This is a genomic window from Methylopila turkensis (assembly GCF_027922325.1).
Taxonomy (GTDB): domain Bacteria; phylum Pseudomonadota; class Alphaproteobacteria; order Rhizobiales; family Methylopilaceae; genus Methylopila; species Methylopila turkensis.
Window position 1 is genome coordinate 515480 of sequence record NZ_BSFL01000003.1, and the last position, 20915, is coordinate 536394.

At 69.8% G+C, this 20915-nt stretch carries 23 protein-coding genes and 1 pseudogene; 8 read left to right on the forward strand and 16 right to left on the reverse strand.

The window, feature by feature from the left end; translation table 11 throughout:
* The first annotated feature begins 15 nt into the window (after positions 1–15).
* Together PKE78_RS13680 and mazG are read left to right on the forward strand one after the other, a co-directional pair.
* Complete coding sequence (locus PKE78_RS13680) at positions 16–336, forward strand: low molecular weight protein tyrosine phosphatase family protein (RefSeq protein ID WP_271201457.1); 321 nt, start codon at positions 16–18, stop codon at positions 334–336.
* Complete coding sequence (gene mazG, locus PKE78_RS13685; protein ID WP_271201458.1) at positions 333–1157, forward strand: nucleoside triphosphate pyrophosphohydrolase; 825 nt, start codon at positions 333–335, stop codon at positions 1155–1157. The genes PKE78_RS13680 and mazG overlap by 4 nt, the downstream gene beginning before the upstream one ends.
* Before the next feature lie 10 nt (positions 1158–1167).
* Here mazG and PKE78_RS13690 read toward each other — a convergent pair whose 3' ends face one another.
* Positions 1168–2112, reverse strand: coding sequence for an alpha/beta hydrolase (locus tag PKE78_RS13690; RefSeq protein WP_271201459.1), 945 nt, complete (start codon positions 2110–2112; stop codon positions 1168–1170).
* 170 nt (positions 2113–2282) lie between these two features.
* On the opposite strand from PKE78_RS13690, the gene parE reads away from it, so the two are divergent.
* Together parE and PKE78_RS13700 are read left to right on the forward strand one after the other, a co-directional pair.
* Positions 2283–4328 carry a DNA topoisomerase IV subunit B gene (gene parE / locus PKE78_RS13695; RefSeq protein ID WP_271201460.1) on the forward strand — a complete coding sequence of 682 codons (2046 nt, stop codon included), beginning with the start codon at positions 2283–2285 and terminating at the stop codon, positions 4326–4328.
* Positions 4329–4413: 85 nt separating this feature from the next.
* Positions 4414–4977 carry a hypothetical protein gene (locus tag PKE78_RS13700; protein WP_271201461.1) on the forward strand — a complete coding sequence of 188 codons (564 nt, stop codon included), beginning with the start codon at positions 4414–4416 and terminating at the stop codon, positions 4975–4977.
* 13 nt (positions 4978–4990) lie between these two features.
* On the opposite strand, the gene PKE78_RS13705 is transcribed toward PKE78_RS13700, so the two are convergent.
* Positions 4991–5686 (reverse strand): alpha/beta fold hydrolase, encoded by a 696-nt coding sequence (locus PKE78_RS13705; protein WP_271201462.1) that lies wholly within the window; start codon positions 5684–5686, stop codon positions 4991–4993.
* Positions 5687–5880: 194 nt separating this feature from the next.
* Between PKE78_RS13705 and PKE78_RS13710 the strand changes: the two genes are divergently transcribed.
* Together PKE78_RS13710 and PKE78_RS13715 are read left to right on the forward strand one after the other, a co-directional pair.
* Positions 5881–7362, forward strand: a complete 1482-nt coding sequence (locus PKE78_RS13710; RefSeq protein WP_271201463.1) for a DEAD/DEAH box helicase — start codon at positions 5881–5883, stop codon at positions 7360–7362.
* 167 nt (positions 7363–7529) lie between these two features.
* Positions 7530–8600 carry a GGDEF domain-containing protein gene (locus PKE78_RS13715; protein WP_271201464.1) on the forward strand — a complete coding sequence of 357 codons (1071 nt, stop codon included), beginning with the start codon at positions 7530–7532 and terminating at the stop codon, positions 8598–8600.
* A gap of 5 nt (positions 8601–8605) precedes the next feature.
* Here PKE78_RS13715 and PKE78_RS13720 read toward each other — a convergent pair whose 3' ends face one another.
* The 12 genes from PKE78_RS13720 to PKE78_RS13775 all read right to left on the reverse strand — a co-directional run bounded on the left by PKE78_RS13720 (position 8606) and on the right by PKE78_RS13775 (position 19020).
* Positions 8606–9718 (reverse strand): alkene reductase, encoded by a 1113-nt coding sequence (locus PKE78_RS13720; RefSeq protein WP_271201465.1) that lies wholly within the window; start codon positions 9716–9718, stop codon positions 8606–8608.
* A 134-nt stretch (positions 9719–9852) separates the two neighbouring features.
* Positions 9853–10518, reverse strand: coding sequence for a thiaminase II (gene tenA / locus PKE78_RS13725; RefSeq protein ID WP_271201466.1), 666 nt, complete (start codon positions 10516–10518; stop codon positions 9853–9855).
* Entirely contained in the window at positions 10515–10868 is a 354-nt protein-coding gene (locus PKE78_RS13730) for a TfoX/Sxy family protein (RefSeq protein WP_271201467.1), read from the reverse strand. The genes tenA and PKE78_RS13730 overlap by 4 nt, the downstream gene beginning before the upstream one ends.
* On the reverse strand, positions 10868–11224 hold the full coding sequence (locus PKE78_RS13735) for a HesB/IscA family protein (RefSeq protein ID WP_271201991.1): 357 nt from the start codon (positions 11222–11224) through the stop codon (positions 10868–10870). Before PKE78_RS13735 ends, PKE78_RS13730 begins: the two co-directional genes overlap by 1 nt.
* 103 nt (positions 11225–11327) lie before the next feature.
* Positions 11328–11765, reverse strand: coding sequence for a VOC family protein (locus tag PKE78_RS13740; RefSeq protein WP_271201992.1), 438 nt, complete (start codon positions 11763–11765; stop codon positions 11328–11330).
* Positions 11766–11772: 7 nt separating this feature from the next.
* On the reverse strand, positions 11773–12141 hold the full coding sequence (locus PKE78_RS13745; RefSeq protein WP_271201468.1) for an SUF system Fe-S cluster assembly protein: 369 nt from the start codon (positions 12139–12141) through the stop codon (positions 11773–11775).
* A gap of 13 nt (positions 12142–12154) precedes the next feature.
* Complete coding sequence (locus PKE78_RS13750; protein WP_271201469.1) at positions 12155–13405, reverse strand: cysteine desulfurase; 1251 nt, start codon at positions 13403–13405, stop codon at positions 12155–12157.
* Between the two features lie 23 nt (positions 13406–13428).
* Entirely contained in the window at positions 13429–14070 is a 642-nt protein-coding gene (locus tag PKE78_RS13755) for a hypothetical protein (RefSeq protein ID WP_271201470.1), read from the reverse strand.
* 2 nt (positions 14071–14072) lie between these two features.
* On the reverse strand, positions 14073–15389 hold the full coding sequence (gene sufD / locus PKE78_RS13760) for a Fe-S cluster assembly protein SufD (RefSeq protein WP_271201471.1): 1317 nt from the start codon (positions 15387–15389) through the stop codon (positions 14073–14075).
* 14 nt (positions 15390–15403) lie between these two features.
* Positions 15404–16156, reverse strand: coding sequence for a Fe-S cluster assembly ATPase SufC (gene sufC, locus PKE78_RS13765; RefSeq protein WP_271201472.1), 753 nt, complete (start codon positions 16154–16156; stop codon positions 15404–15406).
* A 120-nt stretch (positions 16157–16276) separates the two neighbouring features.
* Complete coding sequence (gene sufB, locus PKE78_RS13770) at positions 16277–17746, reverse strand: Fe-S cluster assembly protein SufB (protein WP_271201473.1); 1470 nt, start codon at positions 17744–17746, stop codon at positions 16277–16279.
* A 98-nt stretch (positions 17747–17844) separates the two neighbouring features.
* A complete protein-coding gene (locus PKE78_RS13775; protein ID WP_271201474.1) occupies positions 17845–19020 on the reverse strand; it encodes a cysteine desulfurase family protein in 1176 nt (391 codons plus the stop codon).
* A 204-nt stretch (positions 19021–19224) separates the two neighbouring features.
* Between PKE78_RS13775 and PKE78_RS13780 the strand changes: the two genes are divergently transcribed.
* A complete protein-coding gene (locus tag PKE78_RS13780) occupies positions 19225–19920 on the forward strand; it encodes an alpha/beta hydrolase (protein WP_271201475.1) in 696 nt (231 codons plus the stop codon).
* Between the two features lie 18 nt (positions 19921–19938).
* Entirely contained in the window at positions 19939–20277 is a 339-nt protein-coding gene (cutA, locus tag PKE78_RS13785; RefSeq protein ID WP_271201476.1) for a divalent-cation tolerance protein CutA, read from the forward strand.
* On the opposite strand, the gene PKE78_RS13790 is transcribed toward cutA, so the two are convergent.
* Both PKE78_RS13790 and PKE78_RS13795 read right to left on the reverse strand, forming a co-directional pair.
* Entirely contained in the window at positions 20255–20584 is a 330-nt protein-coding gene (locus tag PKE78_RS13790) for a HigA family addiction module antitoxin (protein ID WP_271201477.1), read from the reverse strand. The two genes, cutA and PKE78_RS13790, sit on opposite strands and share 23 nt — an antisense overlap.
* Before the next feature lie 16 nt (positions 20585–20600).
* A pseudogene (locus PKE78_RS13795) lies at positions 20601–20884 on the reverse strand (type II toxin-antitoxin system RelE/ParE family toxin).
* Positions 20885–20915 lie beyond the last annotated feature (31 nt).

Here is a 20915-nt window from a genome sequence, read left to right on the forward strand (position 1 = left end):
CGACTCGGAGAAGTGGTGAAGCGGGTCCTGTTCGTCTGCAGCCGGAACCGCCTGCGCAGCCCCACCGCGGAGCGCGTCTTCGGCGAACGGCGCGATTTGGAGGTCGCCTCGGCGGGCCTCGCGCCTGACGCCGAGGAGCCGGTCACGGCCGAACTGTTGGACTGGGTCGAAATCGTCTTCGTCATGGAGAAAGCCCATCGCGCCCGGCTGGCCCGCCGGTTCCGGCCGCATCTGCGCCGGGCGCGCGTCATCTGTCTCGACATTCCCGACGACTACGGGTTCATGGACCCGCGGCTGATCGATCTGCTGAACGCGCCGCCGGAGTCCGTTTCATGACCCCTGCCCGCGACATCGCCCGGCTGATCGAGATCATGGCGGCGCTCCGCACGCCCGTGACGGGCTGTCCATGGGACCTCGAGCAGGATTTCGCGTCGATCGCGCCATACACGATCGAGGAGGCCTACGAGGTCGCCGACGCGATCCGGCGCGGCGATCTCGACGACCTCCGGGACGAGCTCGGCGACCTGCTGCTGCAGGTCGCGTTCCACGCCCGCATGGCCGAGGAGCAGGGGGCCTTCGCCTTCCCCGACGTGGTGGAGGCGATCACCACGAAGCTTATCCGACGCCATCCGCATGTGTTCGGCGCGGCGCGCGACCTGCCGGCGGCCGAGGTCAAGGCGCTGTGGGGCGAGATCAAGGCCGAAGAGAAGGCCGAGCGCGCCGTCCGCCGCGGCGAGACGGCGAGGGCGCCGAGCCTGCTCGACGGGGTGACGCCCGCCCTGCCCGGCCTGAGCCGCGCCGTGAAGCTGCAGGAGAAGGCCGCGACCGTCGGCTTCGACTGGGACGACGTCGGGCTCGTCGTGGGCAAGGTGCGCGAGGAGGCCGACGAGGCCGCCGAGGCGGTCGCGAGCGGCGACCGCGACGCCATGGAGGACGAGATCGGCGACCTGCTCTGCGCCGTCGCCAATCTCGCGCGCCACGCCGGCGTCGATCCGGAGGCGGCGATCCGCCGGTCGAACGCCAAGTTCGAGCGCCGCTTCCGCGCGATCGAGGCGGCGCTGGAGGCGCAAGGCAGGACGCCGGCCGACAGCGACCTCGACGAGATGGACGCGCTCTGGAACGCGGCCAAGGCCGCCGAGCGCAAGGCGGCGGAGTAGGCGGGGCCCGTCAGGCGGCGTCGGCCGAAAGACCGCCCTCGCCCGCCGCGAGCCGCGCGTCGAGGAACGCGACGATGCGCGCGATCGCGCTGCGGCCCTCCGGCAGGAAGCGCGCGAAGGCCTGCCAGACATGCGGCATCTGCGGCCAGATCTCGAGCGTCGCGTCGACGCCGGCGGCGAGCAGCGCCGCGTTCATCCGTACGGAATCGTCGCGCAGGATCTCGTCGCCGCCGCACTGGACGAAGCACGGAGGGAGCCCGGCGAGATCGCCGTAGAGCGGCGACACCAGCGGGTCGCGCGGGTCGCGACCGGGCGCGTAGGCGGCGACCAGGGCGGGCAGACCCTCCGGTTCAAGAAACGGATCGAGCGCTTTGTTTCCGCTCATGCTTTCGCCGCTTCCCGTCAGGTCGACGAAGGGCGAGAGCGCCACAGCCGCGGCCGGCTGCGGCAGGCCCCGACGTTTCAGGTCGAGCATGAGCGCGAACACCAGATTGCCGCCGGCGCTGTCCCCGACGAGGCCGATCGCGCCCGGCGCGACGCCGCTTTCGAGCAGGGCCTCGTAGACCCCGAGCGCGTCCTCGAGCGCGGCCGGAAACGGGTGCTCGGGCGCGAGCCGGTAGTCCGGCGTGATCGTGGTCGCGCCGACCCCGCGCGCCAGCCGGCCGGAGATGCCGCGATGGGTGCGGGGCGAACCGGCGACGAAGGCGCCGCCGTGGAGGTAGAGCAGCACGCGCGATCCCGCGAAGCCGACCGGGGCGTGCGCCTCCGCGGCGAGCCCGCCGACGCGCGTCGCGCGCCGCTCCACGTTGCGCGGGGCGTCGGGGGCGAGCCGCGCGACGGCGTCGACCTCGGCGCGCAGGCGCAGCAGATCCGGCTCGCCGAGAAGCCGCGGCTTGACCGCGTAGCGCAGCGCCAGACGCAGCATCCTCGCCCGCACGCTCACCGGTTCGTTCATCGATGCGCCCTCGCCTTCCGCGCCGCAGCATAGCCGGACGATTAGACGGGACAATGAAGCCGAACTGCGGCGTCGCGCCGGCCTCCGGAGCATGGGCGGCGCGACTTCGGGGGCCGCCGCGTGGCATGATGCTCTTGCAGCGCAGCGGCGCGAATCGCTATGGACGCCCGATGGCCGAACCGAAATCCGATCTTCTCGCAGACTTGGGCGGAGAGCCGCCCAAGCCTGCGGCGACGCCCAAGGCGGCGGCGCGCGCCCTTCCCCGCGCCGAAACGCCGGCCGAGGCCGGCTACACCGCCGCCGACATCGAAGTGCTGGAGGGGCTGGAGCCTGTGCGGCGCCGGCCCGGCATGTACATCGGCGGCACCGACGAGAAGGCGCTGCACCACCTGTTCGCCGAGGTGATCGACAACGCCATGGACGAGGCGGTGGCCGGCCACGCCACCTTCATCGCGGTCGACGTAGGCTCGGACGGGTCCGTCACCGTGACCGACAACGGCCGCGGCATCCCGGTCGACCCGCATCCGAAGTTTCCGGGGAAGTCCGCTCTCGAAGTCATCATGACGACGCTGCACTCGGGCGGAAAGTTCGACGGCAAGGTCTACGAGACCTCTGGCGGCCTGCACGGCGTCGGCGTCTCGGTCGTCAATGCGTTGTCCGAGCGTCTCGACATCGAGGTGGCCCGGAACCAGAAGCTCTACCGGCAGTCGTTCTCCCGCGGCCACCCTCAGGGCGCGCTGGAGGAGGTCGGCCCGGTCCACAACCGCCGCGGCACAAAGGTGCGGTTCCTGCCCGATGCCATGATCTTCGGCGCCGAGGCGCGGCTGAAGCCCGCCCGGTTGTTCCAGATGGCGCGCTCCAAGGCCTACCTGTTCTCCGGCGTCGAGATCCGCTGGACCTGCCCGGCGGAGCTGCTCGCCGGCGCCGAGAACGTGCCGGACAAGACCACCCTGCACTTTCCCGGCGGGCTGAAGGACTACCTCGCCACCAGCCTGACCGGCCGCGAGCTCGCGGCCGAGATCTTCGCCGGCCACCACAAGCGGGCCGGCGGGCACGGCGCGGTCGAATGGGCGATCGCCTGGGCGGACGACGGCGAGGACGGGTTCTGCCGCTCCTACTGCAACACCATTCCGACGCCGGAAGGCGGCACGCACGAGCAGGGCCTGCGGGTCGCGCTGCTGCGCGCGCTCAAGGGCTACGCCGATCTGACCAACGTCAAGCGCGCCTCGATCCTGACCGGCGACGACGTGATGGCGGGCGCCGCCGTCATGCTGTCGGCCTTCATCCGCGAGCCGGAGTTCCAGGGGCAGACCAAGGAGCGGCTTGCGACCGCGGAGGCCGCGCGCATCGTCGAGGCGGCGGTGAAGGACGCTTTCGACCACTGGCTCGCCGCCTCGCCGCAGCAGGCGAACCGGCTGCTCGAATTCGTGATCGCCCGCGGCGAGGACAGGCTCCGGCGCCGCGCCGAGAAGGACGTCGCCCGCAAGTCCGCCACGCGCAAGCTCCGCCTGCCGGGCAAGCTCGCGGACTGCAGCCAGGCTGGCTCGAAAGGCTCGGAGCTGTTCATCGTCGAGGGCGACTCCGCCGGCGGCTCCGCAAAGCAGGCGCGCGACCGCGCCACGCAGGCGGTGCTGCCGCTCCGGGGCAAGATCCTCAATGTCGCCAGCGCCGGCGCCGACAAGCTCGCCCAGAACCAGCAGCTCTCCGACCTGCTGCTCGCGCTCGGCTGCGGCACGCGCGCCCGCTACGCGGAGTCCGACCTGCGCTACGAGCGCGTCATCGTCATGACCGACGCCGACGTCGACGGCGCGCACATCGCCTCGCTGCTGATGACCTACTTCTTCCGGGAGCTGCCGGAGCTGATCCGCCACGGCCACCTCTTCCTGGCGGTGCCCCCGCTCTACCGCATCAGCCATGGCGGCGTGACGGTCTACGCCCGCGACGACGCCGACAAGGACCGGATCGTCGCCAAGCGGTTTAAGGGCAAGAAGGTCGAGATCGGCCGCTTCAAGGGTCTTGGCGAGATGATGCCGGCGCAGCTTCGCGAGACCACCATGGCGCCGGACAAGCGGACCCTCTTGCGGGTCGAGATCGCCGAGGACGGCCGCGAAGGCACCCGCGACGCGGTCGAGCGGCTGATGGGCTCCAAGCCCGAGGCGCGCTTCCGTTTCATTCAGGAGAACGCCGCCTTCGCCAGCGAACTGGTCGACATCTGATCGCAGGCGACGGATCGATCGCGGCCGGACGATCGTTGTCGAGGCGGAGAGAGGTTCGCCGGACTTGACGCTCAGGAGCGCGACCATGGCTCGATCGACTCATCTTTTTTTCGCGGCGGCCTTTGCGTTCGCCGCTGCGACCTCCGCCGGCGCGCAGACGCCGCCGCCCGCCTCGCCCTCCCCCGCGGCGCCGCCCGAGAAGATCGATCCCGGCCCGGTGAGGCCGGACAGGCCGGCGCCCCCGACCGTCACGCCGGCGCCCGCGCCCGAGGACATGCCGGGTCCGTCAGACGTCGCGGGCGACCCGCTGGGCGTCGCGCCGAACGTGTCCGTCGTGCGGCTCGCGGGGCCGTGGGACACCGCCGATGGCAAAGGCTTCTCGCGGGTCGTCGGCGTCGTCGACGGCTCGCGCCAGCGCTTCTATGTGCAATGGCTGACCGAGCCCGACGGCCGGATCTTCGAGACCAAGGAGCTCGAGGACGAGGACGCCGCCCGGTTGACCTTCGGCGACGTGCGGGCGGAGCCGGGGCCCACGGGCGGCGTCACCCTGTTTCTCGATACGGTTCCCGACAAGGACGGCCTACGCGACACCTGGGTGCTGATCGTCGGCGCGCCGGGCGAGGTGCGGTTCGGGCCCGCGATGAACTGAGCCGAGACCTCCGTCAGCCTAGAAACGGCGTCAGTTCGGCGTTCACGCCGTCCGGGTTCTCGAGCGTGGAGAGGTGCCCGGTCGTCGGCAGCACGGCGAGCCGCGCGCCAGGGATCGCCGTGGCCATACGGCGCGCATGGTCCGGCGGGGTCGGCGCGTCGTTCTCGCCGACGAGCACCAGCGTCGGGCAGGCGATCCGCTCGAGCAGCGGCTCGTAGTCCGCGCGGTTCAGGATGGCGGTCATCTGGCGCACGAAGGCCGGCGCGCCGGTCGCGAACAGCATGTCGCGGACGACCGCCTCCAGCGCGGCGTCGGCGACGCGGTTCGGCTCCACGTAGCGCGCGAAGGTCGCGGCGTGGATCGAGCCGAGCTTGCCTCTCTCGGCGGCGGCGATCAGCGTCCGGCGCCGCGCCCTGCCCTCCTCCGTGTCGGGATAGGCGGTGGTGTCGAGCAGCGCGAGGCGGGCGACGCGCTCCGGCGCCCGGCGGATGATCTCGAGCGCGACGTAGCCGCCCATAGACAGGCCGACGAGCGCGAAACGCTCCGGCGCGGCTCCGAGCGCGTCTTCGGCGATCGCGGCGATGTCCGCGTGGCGCGTGTGGTCTGCGACAATGGCGGGGCGGTCGCCAAGGACCGCGAGTTGCGCCTCGAACAGTCGTGCCGTGCATCCGAGACCTGGCACAAAGACGACAGGCAGTTTTTCCGTCACGAGATGTGTCTCTCCGCTGCGAAATCAGCGCTCAGCCGCAGGTTTCCGGGCATGCGACGATTGACAAAACGCCCCCGATGCCTCATCTCCGCCACAGATCGCAAGTTGCGGCGAACCTTGGCGTTTGCGCGCGGCGCGTGGACTACACGTCTGACGTGTCCGTCCGCCCTCCCCGATCGATGATTAAGGACGACATGACTTTTTCCGAACTCGGACTGAGCCCGAAAGTGCTCGCCGCCGTGGAAGCCTCGGGCTACACGCAGCCCACGCCGATCCAGGAGCGCGCGATCCCGCATGTCCTGACCGGCCGGGACGTGCTCGGCATCGCGCAGACGGGCACGGGCAAGACCGCCTCCTTCACGCTTCCGATGCTGACGCTGCTCGAACAGGGCCGCGCCCGGGCGCGCATGCCGCGCACGCTCATCCTCGAACCGACCCGCGAACTCGCGGCCCAGGTCGAGGAGAGCTTCGCGAAATACGGCGCCAACCACAAGCTCTCGATGGCGCTGCTGATCGGCGGCGTCTCCTTCGGCGACCAGGACGCGAAGCTTACCCGCGGCGTCGACGTGCTGATCGCGACGCCCGGCCGCTTGCTCGACCATCACGAGCGCGGCCGTCTGCTGCTGACCGGCATCGAGATCCTCGTGATCGACGAAGCCGACCGCATGCTCGACATGGGGTTCATTCCGGACATCGAGCGCATCTGCAAACTCATCCCCGCGCGTCGGCAGACGTTGTTCTTCTCGGCGACCATGCCGCCCGAGATCACGCGCCTGACCCAGCAGTTCCTGCGCGATCCCGAGCGGATCGAGGTCGCCCGGCCCTCCTCCGCCAACGCCTCGATCATGCAGCTCCTCGTCGCGACCAGCGACGACCCGGCCGAGAAGCGCGACGCGCTGCGCCGCGTCACCCGCGCGCAGGAGAACTTCAAGAACGCGATCGTGTTCTGCAACCGCAAGCGCGACATCGCGACGGTGCACAAGTCGCTCCAGACCCATGGCTTCAAGGTCGCGGCGCTGCACGGCGACATGGACCAGCGCGCCCGGATGGCGGCGCTCGACAGCTTCAAGACCGGGGAGGTCGACCTGCTGGTCGCGAGCGACGTGGCCGCGCGCGGCCTCGACATTCCCGACGTGAGCCATGTCATCAACTACGACGTGCCGATTCACGCCGAGGACTATGTCCATCGCATCGGCCGCACCGGCCGCGCCGGCCGCTCCGGCGTCGCGCTGACGCTCGTCGCGCCGTCGGACGGCAAGAACCTCGACGCGATCGAGAAGCTCGCCGGCGTGAAGATCGAATGGCAGGGCGAAAGCCTGACCGAGGAAAGCCTCGCCTCGGGTGGGCGCGGAGGCCGCGGACGCGGCGGCCGGACGGCGGCCGCCTCCGGGCGCGGACGCTCCTCTTCCAAGCCCGCCGAGGCGTCCCCCGAGCCCAAGCCCGCTTCCGAGAAGCCGGCCGGGCGCAGGCGCGGAGCCGCCCCGAAGGCGCCGGCCGAGCCGAAAGCCGCGGTCCCGGAAAGCAAGCCCGCACCAGCTGAGGCGCCGGCCTCTCCGCGCCGCGGCGGCGAGCGTCGACCCGCGCCGCAGGCGGCCGACGACGGCGGCAAGGTCGTCGGACTGGGCGATCATGTTCCCGCCTTCCTGCTCCGCCCTGTGCGCCTGAAACGGGCGTAAGTGGTCAATCGCTCCTAAGTCCGCCCCCTCGCGTCGTTTTTCGGATTGACGTCCGATTTTTTTAACGGCGGTTTTACGCGCGTGCCCGTACAAATGGGTCACGTTGCGCGCCAGCGGCGGCGTCGAAAGGCGTCGCCTCGCGGCGAGGCGGGGGGATGGAGCGATCGATGCGCAGCGGGTTGAGTGACTTCGAACGAACGCTGACCTTCAGCGACGCAGCCGTTCATCGCCTTCGCGCGCACCGTCATCCTGCTTATCCGCGCAATTACGAGCTCTGGTACACGTATGCGACCGGGTACAATTCGGCGCTGAACCGCGCGATCAACGAAGCGCTCGAACGCGGACCCGTGATCGCCGAGGCCGACCTCGACCTGCTCTACGAGACCTACCTGTCGCCGCTCCGGCTCTCGGAGCGCGTCGACCATGTCGGCACGCGCATCCTCGAGGAGATCGTCAAGGTCACGGGCGTGCTCAAGGCCGGCCGCGGCTCCAGCAAGGACTACGCGGACAGCATCGGGCGCATCTCCGAGGACGCGCGCAAGCTCGGCGGCGCCGCCGAGCCGCTGTTCTCCCTGTCGCAGAAACTGCTGGCCGAAACCCAGCGCATGGTGGAACGCACGAGGGAGCTCGAGCAGAGCCTGGCGAAATCGCAGGAGCAGATGCAGGAGCTGCATCACACGCTCGAGGTGGTCCGCGCGGAATCGCTCACCGATCCGCTGACGGGTCTCGCCAACCGGAAGTTCCTGCAGAGCACGATCGACCGCGCGCTCATCGACGCCGAGGCCGGCTCCGGCTTCTCGATCCTCGTGGTCGACATCGACCACTTCAAGACCTTCAACGACAGCTACGGCCACCTGACCGGCGACCAGGTGCTGCGCCTCGTGGCGCTGGCGCTGAAGCAGAACGTCAAGGGCCAAGACCTCGCCGCGCGCTTTGGCGGCGAAGAGTTCGCGATCGTGCTGGCGGACACCGACGTCAACCCGGCGATCGCCGTCGCCGAGCGCGTGCGCCGCGCCGTGATGGCGAAGGATCTGGTCAAGCGGTCGACCGGCGAGCATCTCGGCCGCGTCACCGTGTCGATCGGCGTCGCCACCTGGCGGCGCGGCGACACCGGACAAACGGTGATCGACCGCGCTGACCAGTGCCTCTATGTCGCCAAGCGCAACGGCCGCAATCTGGTTGTGGCCGAGACCGACCCGCTCGTCGCCGACGAAGCGAGCCGGTCCCAGGTGGCCTGACGCCTTCAGGCGACCTTGGCCTGATCCTGCCCACGGGTGGGATAGTCGGTGTAGCCCTGCTCTCCCCCGCCGTAGAACGTGGCCTCATCGGGCTCGGCCAGCGGCGCGCCCTCGCGGATGCGCTCGACGAGATCGGGATTGGCGATGAACGGCCGCCCGAAGGCGACGGCGTCGACTTCGCCGGCGGCGACGCGGGAGGCGGCGAGCGTCGGATCGTAGCCGTTGTTGCCGATGTAGACGCCCTTGAACGCCTGCCGCAGCACGGACAGATCGAACGCCCCCTCCGGCGCGCGCGAACCGCGGGTCTCGCCCTCGATCACATGCAGATAGGCGAGGCCGAGCTCCGAAAGCCGCTCAGTCAGATAGGTGAACAGCGGCTCGGGATTGGAGTCCGCGCAGTCGTTGGCGGGGCTCACCGGCGAGAGCCGGATGCCGACGCGTTCATGGCCGATCGCGGCGATCGCGGCCTCGGTCGCCTCCAGAAGGAAGCGGGCGCGGTTCTCGATCGAGCCGCCATAGGCGTCGGTGCGCAGGTTGGTCTTGTCGCGCAGGAACTGGTCCGGCAGGTAGCCGTTCGCACCGTGCACCTCGACGCCGTCGAAGCCGGCCGCGATCGCGTTGGCCGACGCCCGCCCGTACTGCGCGATGATGGCCGGGATCTCGTCCAGCTCCAGCGCCCGCGGGGTCTCGAGGTCCTTGAACCCGGTCTCCGTGAAGGCCTTGCCCTCCGGCTTCACCGCCGACGGCGCGACGGGCAGCTTACCGCCCGGCTGCAGGTCACGGTGGGAAATGCGGCCGACGTGCCAGAGCTGGAGCACGATCGTGCCGCCCTTGGCGTGGACTGCGTCGGCGACGAGCTTCCAGCCGGCGATCTGCTCGTCGGAGTGAATGCCGGGCGTCCAGGCGTAGCCCTGACCTTCGGGCATGATCTGGGTGGCTTCCGCGATGATCAGGCCGGCGCTGGCGCGCTGGCCGTAGTAGTCGGCGTTGATCTGGCGCGGCGCGAGCGTTTTCGCGTCGGCGCGGGAGCGCGTCAGCGGCGCCATGACGATGCGGTTGCGAAGGTCGAGCGCCCCGGCCTTGAGCGGCTGGAACAACGGATCGACGGTTCCGGTCATGTGGAAAACTCCGGCGTTCTGAAAAAGCGCCCGCGGCTGGCGGCGGGCTGTCGCTGCACGACATAGGTCGATCGCGCCGTCTCGGAAGACGCTTGGGCCCCGCCTGAGACGCAACGCCGCCTTGCGGCGCCGGATCAGGCCGACGCCGCGTCGTCGAGCGCCGCCTGCCAGAACGCGGCCTCCAGCCGCGACGCCGTCGCGAACAGCCGCCTGAGCTCAACGTAGCGCTGCGGCGTGAGCCTGTCCGCGCCGAGCCTGTCCAGCGTCGCGCGCGCGGAGGCGGCGACGTCCTGATAGGCGGCGCCGGCGTATTCCTCGATCCATGGGCGGTAAGGGTTTCGAGGCGCGACGCCCTGCGCCGCGAGCGCCGCGCCGATCTCGGCGTAGCCGATCACGCAGGGGCTGAGCGCCACGGTCAGGTCCAGCAGGTCGCCGCGCAGGCCGGCGTCCAGCACGAAGCGGGTGTAGGCGACGCAGGCGTCGCCCTCCTCCGCGGCCTCGAGCTCGGCCGCCGCGAGGCCCCAGCCGGCGCAGACCCGCACATGCAGGTCCATCTCCACGTCGAGAATGGCGTGGAGCGTCGCGGCGGCGGCGCGCATGTCCGACAGCCGGTCGGCCTTGTAGACGGCGAGACCGTAGGCGCGGGCGAACTGGATCAGGAACAGGTAGTCCTGCACGAGATAGGAGCGGAACGCCGCCTGCGGCAGCGACCCGTCGCCGAGGCCGCGCACGAAGGCGTGGTCGACGTAGGAAACCCATTCCCCGGCCGCGTCGGCCTTCAGCCGCTCGAACAGGCTCATGGACGCCGCCGTTTCGGCCGGGCGGCCGCCGCGCCGGCCCGGGCGACGGCGGCTGAGCGCCGCGCCCAGGCCGCCAGTTCGTCCGGCTCGTCCATTAGGCGCTCGGGCAGCCGCCAGTAGGACGCCATCGTCCGGCGGCCGGTCGACGCCTGATAGGAGAGGGGCTCGCTTCCCTCGGCACGGAACGCCTCGGCGGTCGCTTCGTCAGCCTTCAGATAGAGCACGCCGCCGGCTTCGAGCGCGAACATCACGCCGTCATGGTAGAGCCCGGCGCCGCCGAACATCCGGCGCACGCGCACCTCGCCGAGTTCGCGGAACAGCTCCGACGCCTCCTCGGCGCCGATCGCCATCAGCGGGCCGGGACGTAGGTGTCCGGCACGGCGGGCGTGATCGCGACCGACTCGCCGCAGCCGCAGGCCGAGGTCTGGTTCGGATTGTTGAACACGAAGCGCTGCGACATCTTCTCGGTCACGAAATCCATCTCGGTGCCGAGCAAATAGAGGATCGCCTTCGGGTCGATCAGGACCTTCACGCCCTTGTCCTCGATCACCTCGTCGGCCGGACCCGCCGCCTCGGCGTAGTCCATCGTGTACTCCATGCCGGCGCAGCCGCCGGTCTTCACGCCGATGCGCAGCCCGGCGAGCGGCTTGTCCGAGCGCGAGATGATCGATCGCACCCGATCCGCCGCGCGGTCGGTCAGCGTCATCACCTTGGGGATTGGGCGGGCGGCCATGACCATCATGCTCCAGCGAAACGGACGTCGTTCGTAAGGTAAGCGTTCGCCCCGACGAAGAGAAGATCGCTGCGGCTCAATAGGTGGCCCACAGGCCGGGCGTCGCGATCTCCAGCAGGTTGCCGTCGGGGTCGCGGAAATAGACGCTCTCGCCGCCGCGCGGCCAGCTCACCCGTCCCTCGACGGCGACGTCGAGATCGGCGAGCAGCCGTTCCCACCCCGGCAGCGCCGCGGCGCCCACGGCGAAGGCCATATGTGCGCCGCCCTGCCCGTCATGGGCCGGGATCAAACCGCCGGGCAGCCTTTGCTCCGTCGCGCTTGCGCCCACCGCGAACAGCAGCAGCACGCTGCGACCCGCGACGTCATAGGCGATCAGCCGCGCGTCCGCGAACAGTTTGGGAAAGCCGAACAGGCGGTCGTAGAACGCCGAGGCCTTTACGAGGTCGTCGACATAGAGCGCGGTCTCGAGCACGCCGGCCACGGAAGGCCGTTCGGTCGCGCCCTCGGCCGCCATGCCCTCGTCACCACATGTCGAGCGCGACACGGGCCTCGTCCGACATGCGGCTCTGGTCCCACGGCGGGTCGAAGACCATCTTGACGTCAACCTTGCCGACGCCCGGCACGGCGCCGACGGCGTTCTCGACCCAGCCCGGCATCTCGCCGGCCACCGGGCAGCCCGGCGCCGTCAGCGTCATGTCGATCGCGATGTCGCGATCGTCGGCGATGTCGATGCGGTAGACCAGCCCGAGCTCGTAGATGTCGACCGGGATCTCCGGATCGTAGACGGTCTTGAGCGCGGCGATGATGTCGTCGGTGAGACGGTCGAGCTCCTCGGGCGGGATCGCCGAGGCCTGCTCGGCCGGCTTCGCCGCCGTTGCTGCGTCGGTCATGGTCGAGCCTTTCTCACGCGAACAGGTCGCGCGCTTTCAGAAGCGCTTCGGCGAGACGATCGATCTCGTCGGTCGTGTTGTAAAGGGCGAACGACGCGCGGCAGGTCGACGTGACGCCGAGCCGCTTCAGCAGCGGCTGGGCGCAGTGCGTGCCGGCGCGCACCGCGATTCCCGAGCGGTCGAGCACGGTCGCGACGTCGTGGGCGTGCGCGCCTTCGAGATTGAAGGCGAGGATGGCGCCCTTGCCCGGCGCATGGCCGAAGATGCGCACGGCGTTGATCGCGCCGAGCCTCTCATGGGCGTAGGCCGCGAGCGCGGCTTCGTGAGCGGCGATCGCCGGGAGCCCCACGCCGCGCATGTAGTCAAGCGCCGCGCCGAGGCCGATCGCCTGCACGATCGGCGGCGTGCCGGCCTCGAAGCGGTGGGGGGGCTCGCCATAGGTGACGTCGTCTTCCGTCACGTCGCGGATCATCTCGCCGCCGCCGTTGAACGGGGCCAACGCCTTCAGCCGCTCGTACTTGCCGTAGAGCGCGCCGATGCCGGTCGGCCCGTAGACCTTGTGGCCGGTGAGCACGTAGTAATCGCAGTCGAGGTCGCGCACGTCCGGCGCGAGATGAACCGCGCCCTGGCTGCCGTCGACGAGTACCGGCACGCCGCGCTCGTGGGCGATGCGGCAGACCTCCTTCACCGGCACCACGGTGCCGAGCACGTTCGACATGTGCGTGACGGCGACGAACTTCGTGCGTTCGGAGAGCGCCGCCTCGAAGGCGTCGAGGTCGAACGAGCCGTCCTCGCGCACCTGCACCCACTTGATGACCGCGCCGCGGCGTTCGCGCAGGAAATGCCACGGCACCACGTTGGAGTGGTGCTCCATGATGGTGAGGACGATCTCGTCGCCCTCTTGAATCCCGCCGAGACCGACGCCGTTGGCGACGAGGTTGATCGCCTCGGTGGCCGAGCGGGTGAAGACGATCTCGTCGGTGGAGGCAGCGTTCAGGAACGTCCGCACGCTTTCCCGCGCGCCCTCAAACGCCTCTGTCGCGGCGTTGGCGAGGTGGTGCAGCCCGCGATGAACGTTCGAATACTCGGTCTCGTAGGCGCGCCGCATCCGGTCCAGCACCTGGACCGGTTTCTGGGCCGATGCGCCGTTGTCGAGATAGGCGAGCGGCTTGCCGTGCACGGTGAGCGCGAGCGCGGGAAAGTCCGCGCGCAGGCGCTGCACATCGTAGGCCGGGACGGCGTCGGCGATATGGGCGAGTGACATAGGACTGATCTAACCGTTTCGCGTCAGATCACAAGTGCCACAGCCCATGCTCCGGCGGCGACCGCCGCGACGGCGCCGAGGCTCGCGATGAGCTGAAGGCCCAAAATCTGCAGGGTGGGCACGCCGGTCGCGGCCGAGACGGCGACCACGCCGTAGCCGATGGCGAGCGCCATCGCCACGATCAGGCTCGCCTCGATCGCAGAGAGCGCCGGCGCGCGCCAGTCTTCTCCGGCGGAAGCGGCGAGGCCGATGATCGCGAGATTGATGAAGCTGAGCACGATCTGCGGATAGCCGCTCGCCGCCATGGCGGTGCGCATGTCGGCGAAGGTCGTCCCGCGGCGCGCGATGCGGAACGTCACGTGCAGCAAAGCGGCGAGCGCATAGACGATGACGATTCCGAGCACGAGATAGCCGGCCAGCGTCGCCGCCTCGCCGTATTCCGCGCGCCAGTCGTCGAGGAGCCGATCGGGCTGGTAGGCTTCGAGCGCCACCGACTCCGCCGCCATCATGAAGGCGGAGGACGCGATGGCGATGAACCGCCAGCGCTCGTCGATGCCGGAGGCCTGCATCTCGCGCGTCACGCGGCGCATGCGCGTGACGGAGAGCGGCACGTGCCGCAGCAGCGCGCCCCAGCCGTAGCCAGGCGCGGCGGCCTTCGCGTCCATGCTCAGTCGCGCGCGATTAGCCAACGCTCCGACCGCGCGGTCAGCGCATCGCGAAGCGCCTCGTGCTCGACGGTTTCGATCACCTCGCCGACGAAGGCCTGCACCATCAGCGCCTCGGCCTCCTTCTGCGGGATGCCGCGGGACTTGAGGTAGAACAGCAGCTCGTCGTCGAGCGCGCCGACGGTCGCGCCATGGCCGCAGACCACGTCGTCCGCGAAGATCTCGAGCTCGGGCTTGGCGTCGGCCTCGGCGCCCTCGGACAGCAGCAGCGCCTGCGCCATCATCTTGCCGTCGGTCTTCTGCGCGCCGGGCTTCACCACGATCTTGCCCTGGAACACCGAGCGAGCCTCGCCGTCGAGCGCGGTCTTGAAGTGTTCGCGGCTGGCGCAGCCGAGCGCGTCGTGCTCGACCACCAGCGTGGTGTCGAGGAGGCGGCGCGCGCCGGCGAAGCCCGCGCCGCGGATCTCGGCGGTGGAGCGGTCGCCCCTGAAGGCGAGATAGACCTGCTGCCGGGCCGCGGCCGAACCGGCCGAGAGCGCGAGCGACGACAGTTTCGCGCCGGCGCCGAGCGTCGCGGTCAGCGTTGCGAGATGCAGCGTGCCGAGGCCTTCGTCCTGCAGCTTCACGAGCGTGACGTCCGCGCGGTCGGCGAGCGTCACGGCGACGTGCGTGTTGGTCTGGTGGCCTTCCGGGCTTCCGACGTGGCTCTCCACGATGGTGGCGGAGGCGCCCTCGCCCGCCGTCACCGCCACGCGGCCGAAGGCTGCGTGAGCAGCTCCGGTCTGGACGTTCGCCACGTGGATCGGCCGCGCCACGGCGACGCCGGGGGCGATCCGCAGAACGATTCCGTCCGCCACGAAGGCCGCGTTGAGCGCGACGGCGGCGTTGCCGGCGGGCGCCTCGCCGCGGTCGAGCAGCGCGGCGCCGTCGTCGCCGAGCGCATCGGCGAGCCACGTCGCCGATGCGCCCTCGGGCAGCGGATCGAAGTCCGACAGGGCGGCGCAGAACTGGCCGTTCACGAACACGATCCGGGCCGCGTCGAAGCCGGCCAGCGGCAGCAGCGCGCGGGCCGCTTCGATCTCGGCGTCGCTGATCGGGGCGGCGAGCGGCCGCGCCTCGCGCATAAGCGCGCGCAGGTCGAAATACTTCCAGTCCTCGACCCGCCGCGTCGGCAGGCCGCGCTCCGCGATCTCCCGCAGCGCCGCGGCGCGCCGTTCGGTGACGTCGGCGCCGCCGGGCAGCGACGGGCCGACGGCGGCGAAGGCCTCGACCAGAGCGCTTTCGGCGGCCGTTCGGATGGAGCGGACCTCGGCGTTCATCGTCTCATCCCTTCTCACGCCGCGGCTTCGCCGACGTAGTCCGCGTAGCCCCGAGCCTCGAGCTCATGGGCGAGCTCCGGCCCGCCGGTGCGGACAATGCGGCCCTTCGCCATGACGTGGACGATGTCCGGCCTGATGTGGTCGAGCAGGCGCTGGTAGTGCGTGATCACGACGAAGGAGCGGTTCTTCGCCCGGAGCGCGTTGACGCCCTCGGAGACGACCTTCAGCGCGTCGATGTCGAGACCGCTGTCGGTCTCGTCGAGCACGCAGAGCTTCGGCTCCAGCAGCGCCATCTGCAGGATCTCGTTGCGCTTCTTTTCGCCGCCGGAGAAGCCGACGTTGAGGCCGCGCTTGAGCATGTCGGTGGAGATGCCGAGGCCGTCGGCCTTTTCGCGCACCAGCTTCATGAACTGCGGCGTCGGCAGGTCGCCCTCGCCGCGGGCGCGGCGCTGCGCGTTCAACGCGGCCTTCAGGAAGGTCATGGTCGCGACGCCGGGGATCTCCAGCGGATACTGGAACGCCAGGAACAGGCCGGCCGCGGCGCGCTCGTCGGCCTCCATGGCGAACAGGTCCTCGCCGTCGAGCGTGGCCGAGCCGTCGGTGACTTCGTAGTCCTCCTTGCCGGCGAGCACGTAGGACAGGGTCGATTTGCCCGAGCCGTTCGGCCCCATGATCGCGTGCACCTCGCCCGGTTTCACGTCGAGGTCGAGCCCGCGCAGGATCGGCTTGTCCTCGATGGAGGCGTGGAGGTTCTTGATCGAGAGCATTGTCTTCCCGTTTCCCAAACTCGTCATCCCGGCAAGCCGGGATCGTCCTTCGAGGACGCGCAATCTGCGCGTCATCCCGGCTCGGCCTTGCGGCCGTCCGGGATGACGCGAACGTCGATGTTAGCCCACGCTGCCTTCGAGCGAGATCGAGATCAGCTTCTGGGCCTCGACCGCGAACTCCATCGGCAGCTGCTGCAGCACGTCCTTGACGAAGCCGTTGACGATGAGCGCCACCGCCTCCTCCTCCGACAGCCCGCGCTGCTGGCAGTAGAACTTCTGGTCGTCCGAGATCTTTGACGTGGTCGCCTCGTGCTCGAACACCGCCGTCGAGGTCTTGGCCTCGAGATAGGGCACGGTGTGCGCGCCGCACTGCTCGCCGATCAGCAGGCTGTCGCAGTTGGTGAAGTTGCGCGCGTTGGTCGCCTTGCGATGCGCGGAGACCAGCCCGCGATAGGTGTTCTGCGAGCGCCCGGCCGAGATGCCCTTGGAGATGATCTTCGAAGTCGTGTTCTTCCCCAGGTGGATCATCTTGGTGCCGCTATCGACCTGCTGGCGGCCGTTCGAGATCGCGATCGAGTAGAACTCGCCGCGCGAATTGTCGCCCCGCAGGATGCAGCTCGGGTACTTCCAGGTGATGGCCGAGCCGGTCTCGACCTGGGTCCACGAAATCTTGGAGTTCCGGCCCCGGCAGTCGCCGCGCTTGGTGACGAAGTTGTAGATGCCGCCCTTGCCCTCGGCGTCGCCGGGGTACCAGTTCTGGACGGTCGAATACTTGATCTCGGCGTCGTCCAGCGCGACCAGCTCGACCACCGCGGCGTGAAGCTGGTTCTCGTCGCGCATCGGCGCGGTGCAGCCCTCGAGATAGCTCACATAGGAGCCCTCGTCGGCGATGATCAGCGTGCGCTCGAACTGGCCGGTGTTGCGCTCGTTGATGCGGAAATAGGTCGAGAGCTCCATCGGGCAGCGCACGCCCTTCGGCACGTAGACGAAGGAGCCGTCGGAGAACACCGCCGAATTGAGGGTCGCGAAGAAGTTGTCGGAGGTCGGCACCACGGAGCCGAGGTACTTCTTCACCAGCTCCGGATGCTCGCGGATCGCCTCGGAGATCGGGCAGAAGATGACGCCGGCGGCAGCCAGCTCCTTCTTAAAGGTGGTGGCGACCGAGACCGAGTCGAACACGGCGTCGACCGCGACGCGGCGCTGCTCCACGCCGGCCAGAACCTCCTGCTCCCGCAGCGGGATGCCGAGCTTTTCGTAAGTGCGCAGCAGCTCGGGATCGACCTCGTCGAGAGTCTTGGGTCCCGGCGTCGATTTCGGCGCCGAGTAGTAATAGAGCTCGTCATAGGCGATCGGCGGATAGTCCACCCGCGCCCAGTCCGGCTCCACCATGGTCCGCCAGCGGCGGTAGGCGTCGAGCCGCCACTCCAACATCCACTCCGGCTCGCCCTTCTTGGCCGAGATGAAGCGGACGGTGTCTTCCGAAAGCCCTTTCTCCGCGCGATCGGATTCGATGTCGGTGACGAAGCCGTATTTGTACTGGTCGACGTCGATCTCGCGAACGCGGGCGACGGTCTCCTGAACAGCCGGCATGTTTCCTCACTCCTATCCGCCCGGGCGAAGGGCCGGACAGCTTGAATATGTCTAAATAGCAGATACGCGCCTTGCGCCAAACGCCTGTCGCGGTTTCGTCACGCGGCGTTCGCCGACGCTTGGTTGCGCCGGGCGATCTCGGACCACACCGCCAGAAATCTGTCGCAGTCGGCGGCGCGCGAAGACCAGCCGAAGCTGACCCGCACCATGCCTACCGACAGATCGTGTGCGACCCCCATCGCGTCAAGCACCGGAGACGCCTTGGTTTTGCCGGAGGAGCACGCGGAGCCGGTCGACACCGCGACGCCGCCAAGGTCGAGCGCCATCATCGCGACCTGCGCGGCGACGCCTTGCATGGCGAAACAGGAGGTGTTGGGCAACCGTTCGGCCCCGGCGCCGAACACCACGAGATCGCCTAGACGCGCGAGTTCGGCCTCGAGCCGGTCGCGCAGCAGCGCAAGCGACGCGAAGGCGTCGAGGTCCCGTAACGCCTCCGCGGCCGCGATCCCGGCGCCGACGATGGCCGCGACGTTCTCGGTGCCGCCGCGCCAGCCCTTCTCCTGCCCGCCGCCCCGCACCACCGGCTGCTCCACATGCAGGCCCTCATGCGCGCGCACGAGCGCGCCGACGCCGGCGGGGCCGCCGAACTTGTGGGCGGCGAGCGCGAGGAAGTCGCAGCCGAGCGCGGCCATGTCGACAGGGATCTTGCCGGCGGCCTGCACCGCGTCGACATGAACCAGCCCGCCATGGCGCTTCGCGAGCGCCGCGGCCTCGGCGACCGGCTGAACGACGCCGGTCTCGTTGTTCGCGAGCATCAGGGCGAGGATCATGCGCTCGCCGGGGCGCTCGGCCGCGTGCCGCGCAAACGCCGCCTCCACCGCCTTGAGGTCGACGACGCCGCGGCCGTCGACCGGGATCGTCTCGACGGCGTCCTTCGGGAACCGGGCCCCGGCCGCGACCGCCGGGTGCTCGACCGCCGAGACCGCCAACCGGGTCACGGGGCGCGGGTCGCGGGGATCGCGGATCGAGGGCGTCAGGGCGAGGTTGGAGGCTTCCGTCCCGCCGCTCGTGAAGGTGAGGCAGGCGGGATCGGCCCCGACCAGCGCCGCGACCTTGGCCCGCGCCTCTTCCACTAGGCGGCGCTTGGCGCGCCCCTCCGCATGGGCCGACGACGGATTGCCGACCACGGCGAGCGTCTCCGCCATGGCGGCGATGGCCGCCGGGCGCGTCGCGGTGGTGGCGTTGTGGTCGAGATAGACGCGGTTCGGGCTCATGGGACCTCGCGACCGACGCCTGATTGGCGCATTTTGCGCGTCTGCGATCGTTGCGTTACGGCACGTCATTCGTGCTAGAGACGTCCCTTCAACTATGCAAGCCGGCGCGGCCGTATGGCCGCCATTACGTGACGGCCCGGCCGTCACCCTGGCCGCGCCGTCCGCTCCTGCCGCGGACGGCTGCCGAGACGAGGATTTGAACCCATGCCCGAGGTGATCTTCAGCGGCCCCGCCGGCCGGATCGAAGGCCGCTATCATCCGGCCAAGAAGCGCCGCGCGCCGATCGCGCTCATCCTGCACCCGCATCCGCAGTTCGGGGGCACGATGAACAACCAGATCGTGTACAACCTGTACTACGCCTTCCTGAACCGCGGCTTCTCGGTGCTGCGCTTCAACTTCCGGGGCGTCGGCCGCAGCCAGGGCAATTTCGACCACGGTTCGGGCGAGCTGTCGGACGCCGCCTCCGCGCTCGACTGGGCGCAGGCGCTGAACCCCGACGCGCGCGCCTGCTGGATCGCCGGCGTCTCCTTCGGCGCCTGGATCGGCATGCAGCTTCTGATGCGCCGCCCGGAGGTCGAGGGCTTCATCTCCGTCGCCCCGCCTGCGAACCGCTTCGACTTCTCGTTCCTCGCGCCCTGCCCGTCGTCGGGCCTGTTCGTGCACGGCGACCAGGACCGCGTGGCGCCGATGAAGGACGTCCAGACCCTGATCGAGAAGCTCAAGACCCAGAAGGGCATCGTCATCGACCAGGCGGTGATCCCCGGCGCGAACCACTTCTTCGAGAACCGCACCGATGAGCTTCTGGTCGAGGTGAACAGCTATCTCGACAAGCGGCTCGGGCCGATCGTCCCCGAAGAGGCGCCCGCCGCCCTGCCCGCCCCGGGCGAAGACGCGGCCTGACCGCCGGGCCTCCGCGCGATGCCTGAGGCCGACGACATCGTCCTCGTGGTCACCACGACCGACGACCGGGCGCTCGCCGACGCCATCGCCCGGGCGCTGGTCGAACGTAGGCTTGCGGCCTGCGTCCGCATCGTCCCCGTCGGCAGCGTCTACCGCTGGCAGGGCGAGATCTGCGCCGCGGACGAGTTCGCGGTCGAGGCGAAGACGACCCACGCCGCCGCCGGCGCCGTCCAGGCCGCGATCGCCGCGCTCCATCCTTACGACCTGCCCGAGATCCTCGTGCTGCCGGCGCTGGGCGGCTCCGACGCCTATCTCGGCTGGATCCGGAGCGAGGTCACGCCGGCAGGGGCTCGATGACGGCGGCGAGCGCCTCGCGCGTCGCCTGGCTCGATTCAGCGTCATACCGCGCCTGCAGGTTCAGCCAGAACTGCGTCGTGGTGCCGAAGTAGATGCCGAGACGGACGGCTGTGTCGGTCGTGATGCCGATCTCCTCGCGCTCGACCCGCTCGATGCGGGTCCGCGGGACGCCGAGAGCCTTCGCGACCTTGCCCGCCGAGAGGCCGTGCGGCTTCAGGAACTCCTCGCGGAGCACCTCGCCGGGATGAAGCGGCGCGAGCGTGTCGACGATCTCGAGATCGGGGGCCGCGTTTCGGACGTCGCTCATGATCCGTTCCTTTCCGTCAATCGTGGTAGTCGACGACCTCGACCCGTTCAGGGCCGTCGTCCGTCCAGACGAAGCACACCCGAAACTGGTCTTTGACGCGGATCGAGTGCTGCCCCTCGCGGTCGCCCTTGAGCTGTTCGAGCCGGTTGGCGGGCGGCGCCCGCAAATCCTCCACGGTCGCCGCGGCGTTCAGCATTTCCAGCTTTCGTCGCGCGGTTCGAAAATCTGCGCCGGAAAGCCCTTAGGACAACGCCCGCAGAAGACCGCTTCGGTCATCGCGTCCCGGAACGATCGGATCATCGGCGCTCCCGGTTTCGCTCCGTTGATGTAT